This window comes from Arthrobacter sp. 10T425, from assembly GCF_056393985.1.
The window spans coordinates 14,689-35,229 of record NZ_JBFTGZ010000020.1 but is presented as its reverse complement, the minus strand read 5'-3'; the positions used below and the strand labels follow the sequence as shown (position 1 = coordinate 35,229).

General features: G+C 67.2%; 21 protein-coding genes and 1 tRNA gene. 15 read left to right on the top strand and 7 right to left on the bottom strand.

The window, feature by feature from the left end:
• Positions 1-254 precede the first annotated feature (254 nt).
• The 4 genes from AC1DDH_RS18850 (at position 255) to AC1DDH_RS18835 (ending at position 3,715) form a co-directional block, all read left to right on the top strand.
• Positions 255-1,808 carry a cellulase family glycosylhydrolase gene (locus AC1DDH_RS18850; RefSeq protein ID WP_476956052.1) on the top strand — a complete coding sequence of 518 codons (1,554 nt, stop codon included), beginning with the start codon at positions 255-257 and terminating at the stop codon, positions 1,806-1,808.
• Between the two features lie 148 nt (positions 1,809-1,956).
• A complete protein-coding gene (locus AC1DDH_RS18845; RefSeq protein ID WP_476931289.1) occupies positions 1,957-2,697 on the top strand; it encodes an HNH endonuclease family protein in 741 nt (246 codons plus the stop codon).
• A 236-nt stretch (positions 2,698-2,933) separates the two neighbouring features.
• Complete coding sequence (locus AC1DDH_RS18840) at positions 2,934-3,110, top strand: hypothetical protein (protein ID WP_476857931.1); 177 nt, start codon at positions 2,934-2,936, stop codon at positions 3,108-3,110.
• 41 nt (positions 3,111-3,151) lie between these two features.
• Positions 3,152-3,715 (top strand): DUF805 domain-containing protein, encoded by a 564-nt coding sequence (locus AC1DDH_RS18835; RefSeq protein WP_476857930.1) that lies wholly within the window; start codon positions 3,152-3,154, stop codon positions 3,713-3,715.
• A 187-nt stretch (positions 3,716-3,902) separates the two neighbouring features.
• Here AC1DDH_RS18835 and AC1DDH_RS18830 read toward each other — a convergent pair.
• The 4 genes from AC1DDH_RS18830 to tmk all read right to left on the bottom strand — a co-directional run bounded on the left by AC1DDH_RS18830 (position 3,903) and on the right by tmk (position 7,529).
• Positions 3,903-3,975 (bottom strand) — tRNA-Thr (locus tag AC1DDH_RS18830).
• A 114-nt stretch (positions 3,976-4,089) separates the two neighbouring features.
• Positions 4,090-5,673: an alpha/beta hydrolase gene (locus tag AC1DDH_RS18825; RefSeq protein WP_476870943.1), complete on the bottom strand. Its 1,584-nt coding sequence runs from the start codon at positions 5,671-5,673 to the stop codon at positions 4,090-4,092.
• 60 nt (positions 5,674-5,733) lie between these two features.
• Positions 5,734-6,876, bottom strand: coding sequence for a DNA polymerase III subunit delta' (locus tag AC1DDH_RS18820; protein ID WP_223914375.1), 1,143 nt, complete (start codon positions 6,874-6,876; stop codon positions 5,734-5,736).
• On the bottom strand, positions 6,873-7,529 hold the full coding sequence (gene tmk, locus AC1DDH_RS18815) for a dTMP kinase (protein WP_476874223.1): 657 nt from the start codon (positions 7,527-7,529) through the stop codon (positions 6,873-6,875). The genes AC1DDH_RS18820 and tmk overlap by 4 nt, the downstream gene beginning before the upstream one ends.
• Before the next feature lie 134 nt (positions 7,530-7,663).
• Here tmk and AC1DDH_RS18810 point away from each other — a divergent pair, with 134 nt between their 5' ends.
• Positions 7,664-8,860 carry a trans-sulfuration enzyme family protein gene (locus AC1DDH_RS18810; protein ID WP_476887993.1) on the top strand — a complete coding sequence of 399 codons (1,197 nt, stop codon included), beginning with the start codon at positions 7,664-7,666 and terminating at the stop codon, positions 8,858-8,860.
• A 9-nt stretch (positions 8,861-8,869) separates the two neighbouring features.
• Positions 8,870-9,229 carry a DUF2516 family protein gene (locus tag AC1DDH_RS18805; RefSeq protein ID WP_028276353.1) on the top strand — a complete coding sequence of 120 codons (360 nt, stop codon included), beginning with the start codon at positions 8,870-8,872 and terminating at the stop codon, positions 9,227-9,229.
• A 239-nt stretch (positions 9,230-9,468) separates the two neighbouring features.
• Here the strand turns inward: AC1DDH_RS18805 and AC1DDH_RS18800 are convergent, their stop codons facing one another.
• The gene (locus tag AC1DDH_RS18800) at positions 9,469-10,317 is read right to left on the bottom strand and encodes a class I SAM-dependent methyltransferase (RefSeq protein WP_476858136.1); all 849 of its coding nucleotides are present in this window, start codon (positions 10,315-10,317) and stop codon (positions 9,469-9,471) included.
• 178 nt (positions 10,318-10,495) lie between these two features.
• Between AC1DDH_RS18800 and AC1DDH_RS18795 the strand changes: the two genes are divergently transcribed.
• Positions 10,496-11,242: a phosphoglyceromutase gene (locus AC1DDH_RS18795; RefSeq protein ID WP_230009468.1), complete on the top strand. Its 747-nt coding sequence runs from the start codon at positions 10,496-10,498 to the stop codon at positions 11,240-11,242.
• Positions 11,243-11,408: 166 nt separating this feature from the next.
• Here AC1DDH_RS18795 and phoU read toward each other — a convergent pair whose 3' ends face one another.
• Positions 11,409-12,071 (bottom strand): phosphate signaling complex protein PhoU, encoded by a 663-nt coding sequence (gene phoU / locus AC1DDH_RS18790; protein ID WP_079552056.1) that lies wholly within the window; start codon positions 12,069-12,071, stop codon positions 11,409-11,411.
• A gap of 207 nt (positions 12,072-12,278) precedes the next feature.
• Between phoU and AC1DDH_RS18785 the strand changes: the two genes are divergently transcribed.
• Together AC1DDH_RS18785 and AC1DDH_RS18780 are read left to right on the top strand one after the other, a co-directional pair.
• Positions 12,279-13,511 (top strand): sensor histidine kinase, encoded by a 1,233-nt coding sequence (locus AC1DDH_RS18785; RefSeq protein ID WP_223915308.1) that lies wholly within the window; start codon positions 12,279-12,281, stop codon positions 13,509-13,511.
• Positions 13,508-14,188, top strand: a complete 681-nt coding sequence (locus AC1DDH_RS18780) for a response regulator transcription factor (RefSeq protein WP_018774213.1) — start codon at positions 13,508-13,510, stop codon at positions 14,186-14,188. The genes AC1DDH_RS18785 and AC1DDH_RS18780 overlap by 4 nt, the downstream gene beginning before the upstream one ends.
• 142 nt (positions 14,189-14,330) lie before the next feature.
• On the opposite strand, the gene AC1DDH_RS18775 is transcribed toward AC1DDH_RS18780, so the two are convergent.
• Complete coding sequence (locus AC1DDH_RS18775) at positions 14,331-14,900, bottom strand: hypothetical protein (RefSeq protein WP_223915304.1); 570 nt, start codon at positions 14,898-14,900, stop codon at positions 14,331-14,333.
• Positions 14,901-15,226: 326 nt separating this feature from the next.
• On the opposite strand from AC1DDH_RS18775, the gene AC1DDH_RS18770 reads away from it, so the two are divergent.
• The 6 genes from AC1DDH_RS18770 to rlmB all read left to right on the top strand — a co-directional run bounded on the left by AC1DDH_RS18770 (position 15,227) and on the right by rlmB (position 20,395).
• Positions 15,227-15,709, top strand: a complete 483-nt coding sequence (locus tag AC1DDH_RS18770) for a CarD family transcriptional regulator (RefSeq protein WP_026266570.1) — start codon at positions 15,227-15,229, stop codon at positions 15,707-15,709.
• Between the two features lie 168 nt (positions 15,710-15,877).
• Positions 15,878-16,723, top strand: a complete 846-nt coding sequence (gene ispD, locus AC1DDH_RS18765) for a 2-C-methyl-D-erythritol 4-phosphate cytidylyltransferase (RefSeq protein WP_476870941.1) — start codon at positions 15,878-15,880, stop codon at positions 16,721-16,723.
• Entirely contained in the window at positions 16,720-17,238 is a 519-nt protein-coding gene (ispF, locus tag AC1DDH_RS18760; protein ID WP_476956051.1) for a 2-C-methyl-D-erythritol 2,4-cyclodiphosphate synthase, read from the top strand. The genes ispD and ispF overlap by 4 nt, the downstream gene beginning before the upstream one ends.
• Before the next feature lie 120 nt (positions 17,239-17,358).
• Entirely contained in the window at positions 17,359-17,718 is a 360-nt protein-coding gene (locus tag AC1DDH_RS18755; protein ID WP_476858133.1) for a hypothetical protein, read from the top strand.
• A gap of 92 nt (positions 17,719-17,810) precedes the next feature.
• Positions 17,811-19,259, top strand: coding sequence for a cysteine--tRNA ligase (gene cysS / locus AC1DDH_RS18750; RefSeq protein ID WP_476860387.1), 1,449 nt, complete (start codon positions 17,811-17,813; stop codon positions 19,257-19,259).
• Positions 19,260-19,393: 134 nt separating this feature from the next.
• Positions 19,394-20,395, top strand: coding sequence for a 23S rRNA (guanosine(2251)-2'-O)-methyltransferase RlmB (rlmB, locus tag AC1DDH_RS18745; RefSeq protein WP_230010241.1), 1,002 nt, complete (start codon positions 19,394-19,396; stop codon positions 20,393-20,395).
• Positions 20,396-20,541 lie beyond the last annotated feature (146 nt).

Here is a 20,541-nt window from a genome sequence, read left to right as displayed (position 1 = left end):
TCCGTATTGTGCGGGCCGGGGGGACCCACAATGACGGACTGAAAGGCAACACACCCATGAGCTCGGACGGCACCCACCGGCACCCGCCGGAAGGGGCCCTCATCCTCGGTGCCGCCCCGCGCGCCAAGAGCCGCACCAACCAGGCCGCACCTGCACGCCATTCTCACGGAGGAACTGTGAAACCGTTTTCGAATCCCCCACTCCACGCCGGGGGAAGGCGCCCGAGCCGGACTGCCACACTTCTGGGCATCGCTGTGGCTGCCGGACTGGCCCTCACCGGCGTCGCCGCGGCCTCGCTTCCCCTGGCCTCTGCCGCCACAACGCCGCCGCCCACCGGCTGGCTGCACACCTCTGGCGCGAGGATCCTGGACTCGAACAACGCCCCGTATACGATCAAGGCCGCGTCCTGGTTCGGCATGGAAACCACCGACTGCATGCCGCACGGGCTCTGGGGAACCCTGACCATCGACGAGGCCCTGGCCAACATCAAATCGATGGGATTCAACACCGTCCGCCTGCCGTTCTCCAACGAGTGCCTGGCAGCGGCATCCATCAAGGGCAACCTGAACTACTGGGCCAACCGCGCCTACGCGCTGGAGGGCAAGACGCCCCTGGTCCTGATGGACACCGTGATCGCCCGCGCGAAGGCCAACGGCCTGCAGATCATCCTGGACCGGCACCGGCCGTCCTCGGCCGACCAGTCCCCGCTCTGGTACACCTCCGCCTACCCGGAGTCGAAGTGGATCGCTGACTGGCAAATGCTCGCCGCCCGCTATAAGAACGAACCCACCGTCATCGGCGCCGACCTTCACAATGAGCCTGCCGGGGCGGCGACGTGGGGCGGCGCCGCGGCCACCGACTGGCAGGCCGCGGCCACCCGCGGCGGCAACGCCGTCTTGGCCTCCAACCCCAACCTGCTGATCATCGTTGAGGGCATCGAGAACCAGGGCAACGGCACCTCCACCTGGTGGGGCGGCGGCCTGGCCGACGTCAAGAACAAGCCGGTCACCCTGGCCACGCCCAACCGCGTGGTCTATTCCCCGCATGACTACCCGGCGTCGCTGTTTGCGCAGAAGTGGTTCAGCGACCCCACCTACCCCAACAACCTGCCGGCCGTGTGGGATGCCAACTGGGGTTACATCCAGAAGCAGGGCATCGCCCCGGTTCTGCTCGGAGAGTTCGGGACCGCGCTGCAGACCACGTCGGACAAGCAGTGGATGGAGAAGATCGTCTCCTACCTCGGGACCAATTCCATGAGCTTCGCGTATTGGGCGTTCAACCCGAACAGCGGCATTACCGGAGGCCTTGTCCAGGCGGACTGGCGCACCCCGGAGGCCGCCAAACTGGCCGCGCTCGCGCCCATCCTGAACGGCACCCCGACGCCGACCGCAACCGCCACGCCGTCGCCGTCGCCGACCGCCACCGCCACGGCGACGCCGACCGCCACCGCGACGCCGACCGTATCGCCGACCGCCACGCCGACGCCCTCGCCGTCTCCCACCCCTACATCGGGCGCGCCGATCAGCGCAGTCTGGAAACTCGGCAGTTCATGGACCGGCGGCTACGTGGCCAATATCGAGGTCACCGGCCTCCGGGCGGCGGCCGGTTGGAGCGTGAGCTGGCCCGATCCGAACGTCACCCGGGTGGCCAACTCCTGGGGCATCAGCTGCACGGTACTCCCCAAGGTGTCGGTGACCTGCAGCGGCTCGGACTGGGCCACCAAGGTCGCCGCCGGCCAGAAACTGTCCGTAGGCCTGCAGGTGGATTCGCTGAAGGCTCCCGTGAACCCGGTGCTCACCCTGAAGTAGCCGGCCGCGCAAGGACGCCCTCACCGCGCAACGTGTTGACGAGAAGCAGATTGGAGCCGCGGCCACAGCTGCACGTGAGCGACTCCATGCTCCGGCCTGCGCGGGCGCGGAACGGGGTGCGGGTAATCTGGTCATTTTCGCCGCACTCATGATAGGCATGAACATCTCCCGCTCCGCCGCCACCAAGTCCCTGACCGTCCTTGCCGGCCTGCTTCTCGCAGGCTCCCTCGCCGGCTGTGATGCCGCAGCCCACGTTGGCGCCAAAGTCGCTGACGCCGTGCACAGCGCGGCCGCGTCCCAGGCTCCCGGCACCGGCACCGCGCACCCGGGCGAGGCCGCCGCGGCCGTAGCCCAGCTGGCGTCCATCCCGGTGAAGGGCAAGGCCCCAAAGACCGGGTACAGCCGCGGGCAGTTCGGTCCCGCCTGGTCCGATGTGGACCACAACGGCTGCGACACGCGCAACGACATGCTCCGCCGTGACCTCACCGACGTGACGACCAAGCCCGGGACCAGGGATTGCGTCATCGCCTCCGGCAAGCTTGCCGACAAATACACCGGCAAGACCATCACCTTCACCCGTGGTGAGAACTCGGCGGACGTCCAGATCGACCACATTATTCCCCTGTCGCTGGCCTGGCAGACCGGCGCCCAGCAGATCAGCGCCGGCCAGCGCCTCCAGCTCGCCAACGATCCGCTGAACCTGATGTCCGCCGACGGCCCCGCGAACCAGCAGAAGTCAGACTCCTCGGCCGATGCCTGGCTCCCGGCCAACAAGGCGTTCCGGTGCGAATACGTCGCCCGCCAGACGGCTGTGAAGGCCAAGTACAAACTGTGGATGACCCGTCCCGAGCACGACGCCATCGCCGGGATTCTCGCCACCTGCAAATAGCGGCACCGCATCTCTGAGGGTTACCTTCGTCTGCGCCGCCTAAACCGCGCCCAACCCGCGACCAAACCTCCGTCTCGTCGAGCAGCTTCCGTCCCTGAGGACGGTACACCAAGGTGTCGGCCCGTTCTGCTCCCTGACCTGCGGAAACATTCCGGGATGCCATAGTGCCCACGGGACGAAAACGCCGGTAGCATGACAGCCGGGGGCCCGCTGGGGTGCCCGGTAATGGGGGAACCATGGCACAACCGCGCCGGCTACTCGGCAGCAGCCCAAGCTCCGTCATCGCAGGCCGTCACCGCCTCGAGGTCCACAACGCGCAACGCCGCGGAGCCGAGCGTGCCCAGCCCCATGTCCTGCCCCCGCCGAGCCAGGCGCCACACTTCAGCGATTCCGCCGCGGCCGACGTCCCCTGACCCTCCCGGATCCACCCGCCACACCAGTGAAGGAGCATCACATGTCAGATCCGCATAATTCTCAGCAAGGCACCAGCCGGCAGATGTGGCCCAGCGAGCAGCCCCGGCAGAACCCGGGGTGGGCGCCGAACCCGTACGCCGCTGCGGCGTACCCGGCTCAGGGATCCGGGCCCGTGCCACTCTGGGCACCGCTCTACGGCGCTTCCCTGCCAGAGGCCGCGTCGCGGTTCTTCAAGAAGTACGGGACGTTCTCCGGCCGCGCCAGCCGGAGCGAATACTGGTGGTGGATGCTCGTCTCCGGACTCGTCTCGATCGTCTTGAACGTCATCATGCTTGCCGGTGGGGCGGCCGGCGCAAAACTGGGCCCCAACGGCGCCAGCGTCCCCGGCCCCGCCTATATGGTCGGGCTGATCCTGGCAGCCGTCTGGTTCCTGGCAGTCATTGTCCCGTCCCTGGCCCTGACGGTCCGTCGCCTCCACGACGCGAACTTCAGCGGCTGGATGTACCTCATCGTGCTCATCCCGTTTATCGGCGGCATCATTCTCCTCGTCTTCACGCTGCTGGAATCAAAACCCGAGGGCCAGCGCTTCGACGTCCCCGCATAAGCATCCGGTCGCACCCACTGACCCCGCACGAACTACAAGAAGGCCCTGCCGCCCCTGTGGGCTGCGGGGCCTTCTTCTGCCATAGGTGTGCCCTGGCCCTATGCGGCGCCGTACGGCCCCGTCCCGCCGCAACCAATAAAAAACCCCGTATCCCCGTTGAGTCAACGGTGATACGGGGTTCTTCCCGAGCTTCCTGCCAGAATCGAACTGGCGACCTTCTCATTACGAGTGAGACGCTCTACCAACTGAGCTAAGGAAGCAACCACATGAATGCCCGGCGAACCGGGCGGATCATGCAAGAGACAACTGTAATAGAGTCCCGGCGTCCGGGTCAAAATGAGCGACCGAAGCCGCCATGCGGCCCCGTCACGGACCTAGCAGACCGTGTTGTCCGCCGGGGCCTTTCCGTCCACCAGGTAGTCATCGACCGCGTTGCCGATGCAGCTGTTGGAACGGCCGTACGCCGTGTGGCCCTCACCCTTCCAGGTCAGCAGCGAGGCGTTCCCAAGCTGCTTGCGCAGCGAACTGGCCCATTCCACGGGGGTAGCCGGGTCGCCGGTGGTTCCAACTACGACAATCGGGGCCGAGCCCTTGTACTCGATCGGGGCAGGGGTCCGGACGTTCTTGTACGGCCAGTCCTTGCAGTTGCTGCCGCCATAGGCGAAGTAGTAGCCCAGGGTGGGCGACAGCTGGCGCAGCTTCTGGTCCTCGGCCCGCATGGACGCGGTGTCGGACACCATCGGGTAGTCCAGGCAGTTGATGGCGTTGAAGGCGAAGGTGCTGTTTGACGTGTAGGTGCCGCTGGGATCGCGGTCGGCGCCGAAGTCGGCCAGTTGCAACATGCCGGTGCCGTCGCCGGCCAGGGCGGTGGCGAGCGCACGGGTGAGGATCGGCCAGTTGTCATCGTTGTAGAGCGGGATGATGAGGCCGCTGACAAACGTGGAGCCCGAGACCTTCCGTCCGTCCTTCGCCGGCAGCGGGTTCGCCTCGGCCGCGCTGATGGCGTTGTGGATCTGCTGGACGCCTTCCTCGGTGCTTCCCGTGAGGGGGCATCCGGACGTCTGCTGGCATTTGGCGACATAGGCGTGGAGGGCCTTGTCGAAGGCCACGGCCTGGTCGCGGGTCAGTTCCTCGTTGCTCAGCGACGGGTCCATGGCGCCGTCGAGGACCAACCGGCCCACATTGTCCGGAAACAGCGACGCATAGGTGGAGCCCAGCAGGGTCCCGTAGGAGTAGCCGAGGTAGTTCAGCTTTGAGTCGTTGGCCACGCCGCGCAGGATGTCGAGGTCCTTGGCGGCGCTGAAGGTGTCGATGTGGGCCAGCACCGGCCCGGTTTTCTCCACGCACTTGGCAGCGATGGCCTTGTTGTCGGCCAGGGCCTCGTCCAGTCCGGCGTCGGTGTCCAGGGCGTAGGTCTTGGCGCGGGACGCGTCGCGTTCCTTGTCCGTGAGGCACGTGACCGGGGCGGAGCGCTTCACACCGCGGGGGTCGAAGCCCACGATGTCGTAGGCGGACCGGACTTTGTCCGAAATGTTGGTGTTGGCCGCATCCCTGACGAAGTCGTACCCCGAGCCGCCCGGGCCGCCCGGATTGACCATCAGGGTGCCCTTCTTGTCGCCTGTCGTGGCGAGCTTGATGGCGGCAAGCTCGATGCGTTCGCCGTCGGGCTTGCTGTAGTCCAGCGGAACCTTGATCTTGGCGCACTGGAAGTTGCCTTCACACGGTTTCCAGTCGACCTGCTGGGAGTAGTAGCTGCGCAGTTCGGCCGGCGCGGCCGCCACGATTGACGGGTCCGCCTGCCCCGCTGTCCCCGATGCCGGCGCACTGGACCCGTTGCCGCCCCCGCCGCCGAAAAGGGTGCACGAGGCCAGCGTGAGGGCCAGGGCCACGGCGCCGACGGCCCGCATGCCGATCGCCAGGGATCGGGATCTTGCGGACTTGGGTCGAGCAGGCTTCATGCGGTTCTCCTTGGAGGCTAGGAACGAAAGCGAAGATGATCGTTGGAGCGGCCGGAACCGTCAAATAAGGCTGGAAGCCATGGACTCGATCGTCAGCAGCGGGGCCACGTTGGTTGTGGTGATCCGCGTGCGGGCCTTGTTGATGGCGTCCATTCGGGCAAGGGTCACTTCGGCGGTGGAACGGGAGGCGAAGTCTTCGAGTTCGCTTCTGAGTTCAACGTTGACGAGTTCCACTGCGTTCCCCATCTGGATGATCAGGACATCCCGGTAGAAGGACAACAGGTCCGTCAGGGTGCGGTCAAGGGAATCGGTGACGGAACGCTTGGCGCGGCGCTTCTGGTCGTCCTCGAGTTGCTTGACCTGGCTCCGCATGGCTGGCGGCAGCGTGCCGCTTTCGGGTGCCCCGAGGGTGGTCAGAAGCGCGGTTTTCTCGGCGGCGTCGCGCTCGTCGTTGGAGCTGTTGGCTTCCTCGGTGGCGATCTTGACCAGTTTCTCGGCCATCATGACCGCCGCCGTGACGCCGCGAAGGGACAGCGGAAACCGGACCGTCTCGAGCCGGCGCTCCCTGGCCTCCGGGTCCCGGGCCAGGCGGCGGGCGATCCCGACGTGGCTCTGCGCCGCGCGGGCGGCGCGCTCGGCGACCGCCGGGTCCACGCCGTCGCGCTTGACCAGCAGGGCAGCGACGGCGGCGGCCGGCGGAAGCCGCAGCGCCACCGGCCGGCAGCGGGAGCGGATGGTCACCAGGACATCGGCGGGGGAGGGGGCGCAGAGCATCCAGACGGTGCGGGGCGTGGGTTCCTCGATGGCCTTGAGCAGCACGTTGGTGGTCCGCTCGGCCATCCGGTCCGCGTCCTCCACCACGATGATCCGCCACCGGCCCGACGAGGGCCGGTTCCCGGCGGTGGACACGAGCTCGCGCGCCTCGTCGATGGTGATGGTGACCTTCTCCGTGCGCACGAACGCGACGTCGGAATGGGTTTCGCCGAGGATGGTCAGGCACGCCGGGCATTCGCCGCAGCCGCGCAGGCTGACGTCCTCCTGGTCGCAGTTCAGGGCCGCGGCGAACGCCTTCGCGGCGTTGGAACGGCCGGAGCCGGGCGGGCCGGTGAAAAGCCACGCGTGCGTGAGCCCTTCGTTCTGGGCCGCCTGGCGCAACTGGGCCACGACGGCGTCCTGGCCCTGGAGGTCGTCCCAGACCGTCATGCTGTGCTGCTTTGGGTGACGGCCAGCAGGGATTCGACGCGCTCGAGGATGCGGGCGGCGAGTTCGGCGACGGGCAGCCGGGCGGGCAGCACCAGATACGCCTCCGGCCGGGCCGAGGCGAGGTCCAGGAAGGCCGCCCGGATCTTGGCATGGAATTCGTCGGCCTCGGACTCGAGGCGGTCTTCGGCGGCCTGTCCGGCGGTGCGCCGCTGCCGGCCAACGGCGGGTTCGACGTCGAGAAGTACGGTCAGGTCCGGCTGCAGGTCCGATGTGGCCCAGGCATTGATGTCCCGGACCGCCTGCGTTCCGAGGCCTCGGCCGGCGCCTTGGTACGCGACCGAGGAATCGATGTACCGGTCGGTGAGGACGATCTCGCCGCGTTCCAGGGCGGGGCGGATGACCTGGCTCGCGTGCGCCGCCCGGGATGCCGCGAAAATCAGGGCCTCGGTATGGGCATCGATGTGGCCGTGGCCGTGATCCAGCACGAGGGACCGCAGCTTCTCACCGATCGCAGTGCCGCCCGGTTCCCGGGTCCGCAACACGGTAAAACCACGTGATTCCAGGGCCTTGGCGAGTTCAGCCGCCTGCGTGGACTTGCCGGCGCCGTCTCCGCCTTCGAAGGCAATAAACAGTCCGGGCAACAGGCCGGTCAACTTTCGGCGGGACGCTCCGGGGCTCTGGGTAGTCACCGTTCAAGAGTACCGACAATCACCGACACTCTAGTCTGCGCAAAGTCTGCGGCGTAACGGCTTGGGTACCCTGCCGGGCGCCCACGTACCCTGTCCTCATGAGTCTTACTGAAGAACAGGCCGCCTCGCTTTCGCCGGATTCCCTGGTCGTCGCGGCAGGGCGCCCGCCGCGCACCCGCGACGAACCGGTCAACCCGCCGCTGGTGCTGTCCTCGACCTACTTCGGTACGGGACCGCTGGGCGACGGCGACCGCGGCTACGGCCGGTATTCCAACCCCACGTGGGACCCCTTTGAAGAGGCGCTGGGCCAGTTGGAGGGCGCGGAACTGCCAGGCCTGCTCTACGCCTCGGGACTCGCCGCCGTGAGTTCAGCCCTGTCCCTGGTGCCCGCCCAGGGCGTGCTCGTCATGCCGTCGCACAGCTACGCGGGATCGGTCACCATGGCCACCGAACTGGCGGCCAAAGGGTTCCTCGAGCTGCGGACGGTAGACATCGCGGACACGGACGCTGTACTTGCGGCGCTTGCCCCGGCCGGCGGGCGCGCCGCCAGCATGCTCTGGCTGGAGAGCCCCACGAACCCCATGCTCGGCGTCGCGGACATGCGGGCCCTGACCGCCGCGGCACATGAGGCCGGCGCCATCGTCGTCACGGACAACACCTTTTCCACGCCCCTGGTGCAGCAGCCCCTGAGCCTGGGCTCCGACGTCGTGCTGCATTCGGTGACCAAGTACCTCTCCGGCCACTCCGACGTCGTACTCGGTGCCCTGGTGACGTCCGACGCCGGTCTCCGCGCCGCCCTGCTGCACCACCGCACCATCCACGGCGGAATCGCCGGACCATTCGAGGCGTGGCTGGCGCTGCGCGGGCTCCGCACCCTCGCGCTGCGGATCGAGCGTTCGCAGGCGTCGGCCCAAATTCTGGCCGAGCGGCTCGACGGTCATCCGAAGGTGGCCGGCGTCCGCTTCCCCGGGCTGGCCTCGGACCCCGGCCACGCGCGGGCCAAGGAGCAGATGAAGGGTTTCGGTTCCGTCCTGTGCATCGAGGTGGCACCGGTGGGTGGGCAGGGCAGCGGCCTCAGCGGCGCGGACGCCGCGGACCGCATGATCCGCGCCCTGCAGCTTTGGCTCCCCGCGACCTCCCTGGGTGGGGTGGAATCCCTGATCGAACGCCGGCGCCGGCACGCCGCCGAGCCGGAGAGCGTGCCGGACAACCTGGTCCGGATGAGCGTGGGCATTGAGAACGTGGAAGACCTTTGGGCCGATTTGGAGCAGGCATTGGGCACTCTGGACGGCTAGGCTGGGGGAGTGGACGGACGCATACTCATTTACTTTGTCGAATCCGGGGTTTACCTGGTCCTGGCTGTCGTGGCCTTTGTCCTTGAGGCATGGGCGTTTTTCGATTGTCTCCGGCACAAGGCCAACGCGTTCGAGGCCGTATCGAAGCGGACCAAGACCTTCTGGCTGGCCCTGACCGGCGGCGCGTTCGCCGTGGGACTGTTCTCCCTGCTCTCGCAGTTGGGCAGCGGTGGCGGCGCCAGTTCGCTTGGCATTTTCGGCCTTGCGGCGGTGACGGCCGCGTCCGTGTACCTCGCCGACGTCCGCCCCGCCGTCAAAGACGCCGGCCGCGGCCGCGGCAGCAACATGGGCCCCTACGGCCCCTGGTGATCCCCACCGGCACCCTAAGCTCGCAAGCTCGCCCAGGGAACCCTGCCGGCGTGGGCCCAACACCGGCACCCTAAGCTCGCAAGCTTCGCCCATGGAACCCCGCCGGCGTGGGCCCAACACCGGCACCCTAAGCTCGCAAGCTCGCCCAGGGAACCCCGCCGGCGTGGGCCCAACACCGGCACCCTAAGCTCGCAAGCTCGCCCAGGGAACCCCGCCGGCGTGGGCCCACCCCCCGGCGCCTAAGCTCCCGGGGCCACGGCTTCCCAGCCGACCGTCACTTCGCCCAGCCGCCAGCGGGACGGGCCGTCCTGGATCGGCCAACCGGCGTCGAGCAGTGCGCGGCACATAGCCCCGAAGCGCTGCCGGTTTCCGAAGGCCGCCAGCGGAGCCGCTTCCAGCCAGGCTTGGTCCATCGCCTGCAGGTAGGTGTGGATCTTCTCGCCGGGCACGTTGCGGTGGATCAGGGCCTTCGGGAGCCTTTCGGCAACGTCGGAGGGCAGCACGAAGGCACCGAACCGCATGGACAGGCTCAGGCTCAGCGGCCGCTCGACGTCGAGCGCCACCCAGGCGGCGCGCCGCCCGATTTCATCGCACGTGCCGTCGATGAACAGCCCGCCCGGGGCCAGCCGGTCCTGCACCAGCCGCCAGATGCCCGCCACGTCGGTTTCCTCGTACTGCCGCAGCACGTTGAAGGCGCGGACCAGCACGGGCTTTCCGGTCATGGGCAGTTCGAAGCCGCCCAGCTGGAACCTTAGGCCGGGCCGTTCAAGGGCTTGGGCCTGCCGGACGCGCTCCGGTTCGATTTCGATCCCCACCATTTGCACGTCCCCGCGGACCGCGGCGAGGCGTTCGAAAAGTTCGACGGCGGTGGCCGGTGAGGCGCCGTACCCGAGGTCGACGGCGAGAGGATGGGCCGCGGCCCGCAGCCGCCATGCCTGCGGCCCGGTCAGCCAGCGGTCCACGCGGCGCATCCGGTTGGGGTTCGTGGTTCCGCGGGTCACGTTACCCACGGGCCTGCCGCCGCGCGCGCCGCCTCTCGTTCCGCCCTTGTTTCGGGGGGCCAGCACCCGTTCAGCCTTCTGTACCACCGCCCAAGCCTATCCTCCAACGCGGGGTCACCCCATTTCCGTGATGGGCGTTGGATGGGCCGGGAGCGACCCCGCGTTGCCCTGAAGCACGCGGTGAAGCAGAAGGTGAGGCACGCTCTGAAACGCGCGCGGTGTAACGCTCGGCACCGCCGCCAACCGCTCGGCTAGGATGAAAAGCATGACTTACAAGCTGATTCTGCTGCGCCACGGCCACAGCGACTGGAATGCCAAGAACCTGTTCACCGGCTGGGTGGACGTTGACCTCAATGACCAGGGCCGTGCCGAGGCGGTCCGCGGCGGCGAGCTGCTCGTGGAGAACAACATCCTCCCCGACATCCTCTACACCTCGCGGTTGAAGCGGGCCATCAACACGGCGAACATGGCACTGGAAAAGGCCGACCGCGGCTGGATCGACGTCAAGCGCGACTGGCGCCTCAACGAGCGCCACTACGGCGCGCTGCAGGGCAAGGACAAGGCCCAGACCCTCGCCGAATTCGGCGAGGAGCAGTTCATGCTGTGGCGCCGGTCCTACGACACCCCGCCGCCGCCCCTGGCTGACGATTCCGAGTTCTCCCAGGTGGGGGACCCGCGCTACGCGGACCTCGGCGACGCCGTCCCGCGCACCGAATGCCTCAAGGATGTCCTGATCCGGCTCATGCCGTACTGGGAATCAGACATCAAGGAAGACCTCAGGGCCGGTAAGACCGTCCTGGTCACCGCCCACGGCAACTCGCTCCGCGCCCTCGTCAAGCACCTTGACGGGATCAGCGACGAGGACATCGCCAGCCTGAACATCCCCACCGGCATCCCGCTGGTCTACGAACTGGATGAGAACTTCAAGCCGCTGAACCCGGGCGGCACCTACCTCGATCCCGAGGCCGCCGCCGAGGCCATCAAGGCAGTCGCCAACCAGGGCAAGAAGTAACCGGCCCCCGCCCGGGCAGGCACTAAGTAAGGGACAGCGCACAAACGACGGCGTCCGGCCACCCCCAAGGTGACCGGACGCCGTCGTTCGTATCAGCGCGGTGCTATCAGCGCCGTTGTACCGGCGCCGTTGTAACTGCGGCTGAGTCAGCCGCAGTTGGCCGGAGTCAGTTGTGCTCGATCGTGCTCGGCTGCCACGCGCCCGTCACCAGGTACGTGACCTTCTGGGCCACGGAGACGCCGTGATCCGCGAAGCGCTCGAAGTAGCGGCTGGCCAGGGCAACGTCCACCGTGGTGGCCGGCGACTCCTGCCAGTCGCTGCGGGCGATCGCCTGGAAAACGCTTAGGTGAAGGTCATTGACGGCGCCGTTGGCCTTCATGATCTCCCGGGCCACGCCGAGGTCGCGGGTTGCCAGCAGCTCCGTGAGCTTCTGGGCGATCAGCAGGTCCTGTTCCGCGAAAGCCTTGAAGGTCTCCCGCAGCTGGTCCGGGACCACTGACGCCGGATAGCGCAGACGCGCCAGCTGGGCCAGGTGCCGGGCGAGGTCGCCCATGCGTTCGAGCGAGGCGCTCATCCGGAGCGAACCAACCAGCATGCGCAGATCGCTCGCCACCGGGCCCTGGAGGGCGAGGATGTCGATGGCACGCTCGTCGAGGCTGTTCTGCAGGAAGTCGATGCGGGCATCGGCGGCAATCACGTCCTCGGCGAGGTCGATATCGGCGCCCTGGAAAGCTGTCGTGGCCTTGTCGATGGCCTCTGTGACCAGCGCTGAGATCTCGACGAGCTGTTCCCTTACCTGGGCGAGCTCCTCCTGAAAAACCTTACGCACGTGTGCGTCCTTTCCTCGGAAATATTGCCTGCAATCGAAGTGGCGGGCCTATTTCGGTTCACCTACCGGCGCTCCAACTGTCAACTCTTTCAGTGTCCGGTGAACTGTTACGCCCCAATAGGTGAACGTTAGCTGAACCGCTGCCCGAATCGCAGGAGATTTCGGATTCGGTCACGTGGCAGAGCATAAGCTGGAGCCGTGGATCCAATGCTCATCGGCGTGATCGCCGGCCTGATCGGCCTCTCGTTTGGCATGTTCGGCGTACTCGCGTTCAGGGTCAGTGAGCAGCAGCGGCATATTGTCGACGTCGACGTCGATGACCCCTCGTTGCCCGAGGGGGCCGCGGAAGTGCTCGCCGTCCTCGGCCGCGCGTTCGTGGTGGTGGATGCGATCGACGGCGTGGTCCGCGCCAGCCCCGCCGCCTACGCCTACGGCCTGGTCCGCGGGCACACGGTGGTGCACCAGCAGCTGCTGGAACTGACGGCCAAGGTGCGGCGGGACGGGGTCATCCTCGAACAGCAGCTGGAACTGCCGCGCGGCCCGCTCGGCCAGGGCACGATCGTTGTCCAGGTCCGGGCCGCCGTCATCACGGAGGAATATGTCCTCCTGCTGGCCGATGACCGGACAGAGTTCACCCGCACCGAGGAAGTCCGCAACGACTTCGTCGCGAACGTCTCCCACGAACTGAAGACACCGGTCGGGGCGATCTCCCTCCTGGCCGAGGCACTCGAGTCGTCCGCTGACGACCCCGAGGCGGTGAAGCGGTTCGCCAAGCGCATGCACAAGGAATCGACACGGCTTGCGGCGCTTGTCCAGGACATCATTGAACTCTCCCGGCTCCAGGGCGCCAACGTCGCGCAGCAGGGCCGCCCGGTGGACATCAACCTTGTGGTCAGCGAGGCCGTGGACCGCTCCGTGCTGCCGGCCGAGAGCAAGAACATCCAGCTGGTGGTCGGCGGGCACGCCGATGCCCTGGTCTACGGCGACCAGGACCTTCTCGTGACCGCCCTGCGCAACCTGATCGATAACGCCATCCGCTACTCGCCGGAGAACACCAAGGTGGGCGTGGGCATCCGGGCCAAGGACGGTCTCGTGGCGGTCTCGGTGACGGACCAGGGCGATGGGCTCAGCGCCGAGGACCAGGAGCGCGTCTTTGAGCGCTTCTACCGCGTGGATGCTGCCCGCTCGCGGCAGACCGGCGGCACCGGGCTTGGCCTGAGCATCGTCAAGCACGTCATTTCCAACCACGGCGGCGAGGTGACCCTGTGGTCCCGGCTCGGCCAGGGTTCCACGTTCACCATTCGACTTCCCGAGATAGAAGGGCAGGACGACGGCGACGCCCCCGAGGCGGGCAAGCCCGCTGCCCAAACTTCCAGTCGGGACCCCAGACCGCAACGACGTGACGCCGCAGGCGTCCATGAGCAAGGAGCTACCGCTTGAGCAGGATTCTGATTGTCGAGGACGAGGAGTCCTTCAGCGACCCCCTGTCCTACCTGTTGGGTAAAGAAGGCTTCGAAGTGGAGGTGGTGGACAACGGACTGGACGCCATCACCGAATTCGACCGCAACGGCGCCGACCTCGTGCTCCTGGACCTGCAGCTGCCTGGCCAGTCCGGCACGGAGGTCTGCCGCCAACTCCGGCAGCGCTCCGGGGTGCCCGTGATCATGCTGACGGCCAAGGACTCTGAAATCGACAAGGTGGTGGGACTCGAACTGGGCGCCGACGACTATGTCACCAAGCCCTACTCCTCGCGGGAACTCGTGGCCCGGGTCCGGGCCGTCCTGCGGCGCCAGAGCGAGCCGGAGGAACTTGTCTCCACCACAGTGCAGGCCGGTCCTGTCCGGATGGACATTGAACGCCACGTGGTCAGCGTCGGGGGCGAGCAGATCGCCTTGCCGCTCAAGGAGTTCGAGCTGCTGGAAATGCTGCTGCGGAACTCCGGCCGGGTCCTGACCCGCGGGCAGCTGATCGACAGGGTCTGGGGCTCCGACTACGTGGGGGACACCAAGACCCTCGACGTCCACGTCAAGCGGCTGCGCAGCAAGATCGAGCCGGATGCGTCTGCGCCGCGGTACCTGATCACCGTCCGGGGGCTGGGCTACAAGTTCGAGCCCTAAAGATCGGAAGAGGCAGCCCGGCGGCCGCTGCTGCCGGGCCGCCGGACTGCTGGACGTCCCGCGCAGTTGAACATCAGGGGACACACAAAAGGAGGGGCACCTGCAGGTGCCCCTCCTTTTGCAATTGTTCCAGCCGTTGAAGCTAGTGGCCGGCCGTGCTGCTCGGCGTCGGCGTGGCCGTCTCGGTAGGCGTAGCCGTCTCCGTCGAGGTGGCCGTGCCGGACTCGGTGGGCGCCGGCGTCGGCAGGTACGACTTGTAGTCGACGATCGTGCCGTCCATGACCGGAACCGTGAACTTGGCTTCCTTGTTGGTGCCGTTCTCGGAGATGGTGACATCGAGGACGGCGCCCGGCTTGGCGCCGGCCGGGTTCAGGATCGCGGCGTCGGTGGAGTCGTTGAGCATGGTGTAGGAGTTCTTCTTGACCGGAACCTGGGTCTGCGATCCCTCCGCACCCTTGATGGTCAGCACCACGTCATTGGAGGAGGTGTTGTACACGGCGCCGATCACGCGGCCCGGCTTGTCCTCGCCATCGGAGACGATGATGAAGTTGCGCAGCTGCAGCGCACCGAGATCAGTCCGGGTTCCGTCCGAGGCCGCGTACTGCTCCGTGGTCTGCTGGGCGTTGATGTAGCCGCAGCCGGTCAGGGACAACAGGCCGATGCCAAGTGCAGCCGTTGCCATTGCCAGCTTGCCGCGCTGGCCCCGGTTCATCGCAGTGAAACGCACGTCACGCACTCCTTGAGAGTCTTGAAACATTATTCAGCCATAGCCTAGCCGCAAACGGCCGCAAACAAGGATTCGGCGACTACACACAAGCGCGGCCAAGCGTGCGTCACCGGCGGCGGGACCCGGCTCGGCGGGGGACGGAAACCTCTTGGCAGTTAGGGCCGCAGGCACTATTATCCGCATTCGTCAAGGGGTTTGAGGGGGCGGATTACGGCCATTTTCCCCGGATTCATGCGGTTCCCGGCACCTTTTGATGCCAGTTGTATGCCTTAATCGTGATAAACTGGTCTGCGGGAAAGGGGAATGTCCACATGGTTTTTGAGGTCGGCGAGACAGTAGTTTACCCTCACCACGGTGCAGCCAAAATTGAAGAAATCAAGATGCGCACTGTCAAGGGCGAAGAGAAGATGTATCTCAAGCTCAAGGTGGCTCAGGGTGATCTGACCATTGAAGTTCCAGCAGAAAACGTTGACCTGGTAGGGGTTCGGGACGTAGTGGGCAAGGAAGGCTTGGAGCACGTGTTCGACGTGCTGCGGGCCGAGTTCACTGAAGAACCCACCAACTGGTCGCGTCGCTACAAGGCAAACCTGGAAAAGCTTGCTTCCGGTGACGTCATCAAGGTAGCCGAGGTCGTCCGCGACCTCTGGCGCCGTGATCACGACCGGGGTCTCTCCGCGGGAGAGAAGCGCATGCTGGCCAAGGCCCGTCAGATCCTGATTTCGGAACTGGCACTGGCTGAGAAGACTGATGAAGAGAAGGCTGCAAGCGTTCTCGACGAGGTCCTGGCTTCCTAGCACAGGGCCGGCCCAGCAGGGCCGGCGCAGATAAGAATCGAACCCCGGTGGCGTCAGCCGCCGGGGCTTCTTTTTGCCCTTTTTCAGCGGCCGCCCCCTCCGTTGCGCTATCGGTTGTGGTCCCTTTGAGCGCCCCGGTCCGAGGCGCGGGGACGTAGTCTTGTGCCCATGGATACTGCACCGACGAATACGTCACAGGCGAATACGTCACAGCCCGGTCCCGCCACAGCGGTCATAGTTGTAGCCGCCGGCTCCGGCCAGCGCCTGGGCTACGGCATGCCGAAAGCAAAAGTTCCTCTCGGCGGGGACACCATCCTCACCCACGCCCTCCGCGGTGTGGCGGCTGCCGGGATCGCACAGCAGATCTGCATTGCGCTCCCCCCGGGCGACACCGAGTTGCGGGCGCTGTGCGAGGCCTTCACGCAGGAGCTTGCGGCCGGACACTCCGGCGCGGCGTCGGGCTCCGGCGTCCGGGCTCCCGTCGTGACGGTCGTCGACGGCGGTGCGGACCGCGCCGATTCAGTCCGCGCAGCGATGGCGGCCCTCCTGCCCAATATCGAATCGGTGCTGGTCCACGACGCCGCCCGGGCGCTGACGCCTGAAGCCGTCTTTCACCGCGTGGCAGCGGCGCTCGGCGCCGGTGCCTCGGCCGTCATTCCGGTGATACCGGTCGTCGACACCGTCAAGACCGTCGAACCGACCACCGGCGACGGCGCCGCGGTGGCCCCCGAACTGGTCACCGGGACAGCGCCCCGGGAATCGCTCCGCGCCGTGCAGACACCGCAGGGATTCGCCCTGAGTACCCTCAAGCGCGCCCACGAAGCTGCCTCCGGGTTCGACGCCGGCCAGGCCGCCCTCGTCACGGACGACGCGATGCTCGTGGAGCTCATCGGGGTCCCGGTCCACGCGGTACGCGGCGCCAGCCAGTCCCTGAAGATCACCACGCCCCTGGACCTGATCCTGGCCGAAGGCCTTCTCGAAGGGCCCCTGGGCTTGCGCTGGGTGGAGGGATGAGCATGTCCACCAACCCGCCAGCCGTTCCCCCGGTCATTCCCCGGACCGGGATCGGAGTCGATGTCCATGCCTTCGCCGCCGAGGACGAGCCGCAGCCGCTGTGGCTCGGCGGCCTCTTCTGGGAGGGGGAGCGGGGTCTGTCCGGCCATTCAGACGGCGACCCCGTGGCCCACGCCGCCGCCGACGCGCTCTTCTCGGCCTGCGGGATCGGGGATCTGGGCACGCACTTCGGTACGGACCGGCCCGAATATGCCGGAGCATCCGGCGTGACCCTGCTGGCCGAGGCCGCCCGGATTGTTCGCGCCCACGGATTCGAAATCGGCAACATCGCCGTCCAGTTCGTGGCCAACCGGCCAAAGTTCGGCCCGCGGCGGGAGGAATCCCAGCAGGTCCTCAGCGCCGCTGCCGCGGCGCCGGTGAGCGTCACAGCCACCACGAGCGACGGGCTCGGGTTCACCGGCCGCGGCGAGGGGATCTCGGCCGTGGCAACAGCGCTCGTGTATCCGGCAGGCTAAGCACCGGAGGTTTAGCACAGCAGGTTGGGCGCCGCTGGTTAAGCACCGCCGGCCCCGGTCCCCTACGCTTGAGGGAAGACCCAAGCGAGACACCCGTTCCGAACTGCCAGGAGACCTGCCGTGAAGAAGCTGCTGACCGCCGTCGTACTCGTGGCAGGGGCCATGCTGAGCGGCTGTGCCGCCTCCACGACAGCGCCCCAAACGCCTAGCGCCACTCCGAAGCTCAGTGTCGAGGAAAGCTGTAAGTTCCTCAACACCGACACCTTCGTGCCCTCCGGGAGCGCTAAGGAGCAGGCAGGGCAGATTGGCCAGCACTACCAGGAGGTTGCGGACAAGGTAGCGCCGGAGGTGGGCGCCCCGATCCAGCAGATGGCCGAGATCATGAAGCAGGTTGCGGCGAGCCCTACGGGAACCAAGACCGACCAACAGACGGCCCAGCTCACGGAGCAGATCAACAAGATCGGGCAATACTGCAAGTAGGTTGCCGGAGCGGCCGTCCGTGCCTGCCGGCCTGCGCCGTGCCGGCAAAGCCGCCGGTCGGGCCCCGGAGCGCCATCGGCTAATCTGGAGCGGTGACCCTGCGCTTTTACGACACTGCATCCGCCGAAGTCCGCGACTTCGTCCCCCTGGTACCTGGCAAGGTGAGCCTGTACTACTGCGGAGCCACCGTCCAGGGCATGCCACACGTCGGCCACATCCGCTCGGCCATCGCGTTCGACCAGCTGACCCGCTGGTTGCAGTACCGCGGTTTCCGGGTGACGGCAGTCCGCAACGTCACCGACATCGACGACAAGATCCTTGCCAAGTCGGCCGCCTCGTTCGGCGCCGACTTTGAAGACGAGCCCGGAGCCCTCCGCAACGAGGAATGGTGGGCCCTGGCCTACCGCTACGAGCAGGAATTCCTCAAGGCCTATGACACCCTGGGTGTCTCCCGCCCCACCTATGAGCCCCGCGCCACCGGCCACATCCCGGAAATGCACACCCTCATCCAGCAGCTGATCGACCGCGGCCACGCCTACCCGGCCCTGGACGACTCCGGCGACGTCTACTTCGATGTACGTTCCTGGTCCAAGTACGGCTCGCTGACGCGGCAGAAGCTCGACGACATGCAGGGCGCCCCTGACGCGGACCCCCGCGGCAAGAAGGACCCCCGCGACTTCGCGCTGTGGAAGGGCTACAAGGACGGGGAGCCGACGACGGCGAGCTGGTCTTCGCCGTGGGGCGCCGGCCGCCCGGGCTGGCACCTCGAATGCTCCGCGATGGTCACCAAATACCTCGGCACCGAGTTCGACATCCACGGCGGCGGCCTGGACCTGCGCTTCCCGCACCACGAAAACGAAATGGCGCAGTCACAGGCGGCAGGCCACGGCTTCGCCAACTTCTGGATGCACAACGGGATGGTCACCTACGCCGGCGAGAAAATGTCCAAGTCCATCGGCAACACCGTGAGCCCGACGGAAATGCTCGAGATCGCCCCGCCGCGCGTTGTCCGGTACTACCTCGGGCAGGCGCAGTACCGCTCGGTCCTGGACTACCAGCCGACGTCCCTGCAGGAAGCGGCCGCCGCCGTCGAGCGGATCGACGGCTTCCTCAGCCGCGCAAGCCGGGTCCTGCCCGACCCGGGACCGGAGGCATCCGCTGGTTCTGTCCCGGAAGCTTTTGGGGTGGCTATGGACGATGACCTCAACGTCCCGCAGGCCCTCGCTGTCCTGCACGACACCGTCCGCGCCGGCAACACGGCTCTCACCGAAGGCGACCTCGACGCCGCGGGTCAGGCGCTGGCCAGCGTCACCGCCATGCTGGACGTCCTCGGCCTCAACGCCACCGCAACGCCTGCGGCCGACGAACAAGCCAACTCCGCCCTTGGCGTCCTGGTCGAGGCTCAGCTGGAGGCGCGCGCCCACGCCCGGGCCGCCAAAGACTGGGCAGCGTCCGACGCCATCCGGGACACCCTGGCCGCAGCCGGCGTCGTCGTCGAGGACGGCCCGGACGGGGCGAGCTGGAGCCTCAAGCGCGGCTGAAGCCCGTTGCCGGCGGCCGGTGAAGTGGGCCGCCGTCGTCCGTTCCGGGCCACCCCGAAATCGTGGATTTTACTCGAGTCAGTAGACTGGAGGTCAGACTTGTCAACGAATCGCGTATTTAAAGGGTGAAACTCATGGCCAACAACGGTCGCCGCTCGGTCAAATTGAAGAAGGGCCCCTCCGTCGGAACCGGCGGTCACGGCCGCAAGGCTCTGGAGGGCAAGGGCCCCACGCCGAAGGCGGAGGACCGCCCCTACCACAAGGCGTTCAAGAACAAGCAGCTCGCCGAACGCTCCGAGGCCAAGCGCGCCAGCGGAAGCCGCACTACCAGCGCCGCCGCCCGCACCGGCCGCTCCGGTCCCAAGGGGCGCGCCACCGAAGAGGTCGTCACCGGGCGCAACTCGGTGGTCGAAGCCCTGCGCGCCGGCATCCCGGCCAAGGCCCTGCACGTCGCCGTCCGCATCGAAATGGACGACCGCGTCAAGGAATCCCTGAAGCTGGCCGCCGAACGCGGCATCCCGCTGATGGAAACCGGCAAGCCCGAGCTCGACCGGATGACCGACGACGCCATCCACCAGGGCCTCGTGCTGCAGATCCCGCCGTACGAATACCAGGACGCGTACGAGCTCGCCGAAGAAACCCTCGCGGCCTGGAAGAAGGGCCACGTAGCCAACGCCCCGCTCTTCGTCGCGCTCGACGGCATCACCGATCCCCGAAACCTCGGCGCGATCATCCGCTCCGTCTCGGCTTTCAGCGGCCACGGCGTCGTCGTCCCGGAGCGCCGCTCCGTGGGCGTCACCGCCTCGGCCTGGAAGACCAGCGCCGGTGCAGCCGTCCGCGTCCCGGTCGCCCGCGCGGCCAACCTGAACAACACGCTCAAGGCGTTCAAGAACATGGGGATCTACGTCCTGGGGCTCGACGGCGACGGCGACGTTTCGCTGCCCGAGCTCACCCTGGCCACCGAACCGGTGTGCATCGTCGTCGGTTCCGAGGGCAAGGGCCTGAGCCGCCTGGTCCGCGAAAACTGCGACCAGATCGTCTCCATCCCGATCGACTCCGCCATGGAATCCCTCAACGCCTCCATGGCCGTCGGCATCTCCCTCTACGAGATCTCCCGCCAGCGCGCCGCTAAGTAGTCCTGCGTTCGGGGCCGGCTTCGCCGTCGCCGGAGTCGGGGGTTGGGTTCCGCGGTCACCTGAGTTGTGGCTGGGTTCCGCCGGAACCGTAGTCTTGCCGTCGCCGCAGTCGTGGCTGGGTAGGACGGAACCGGAGTTTTGCCGTC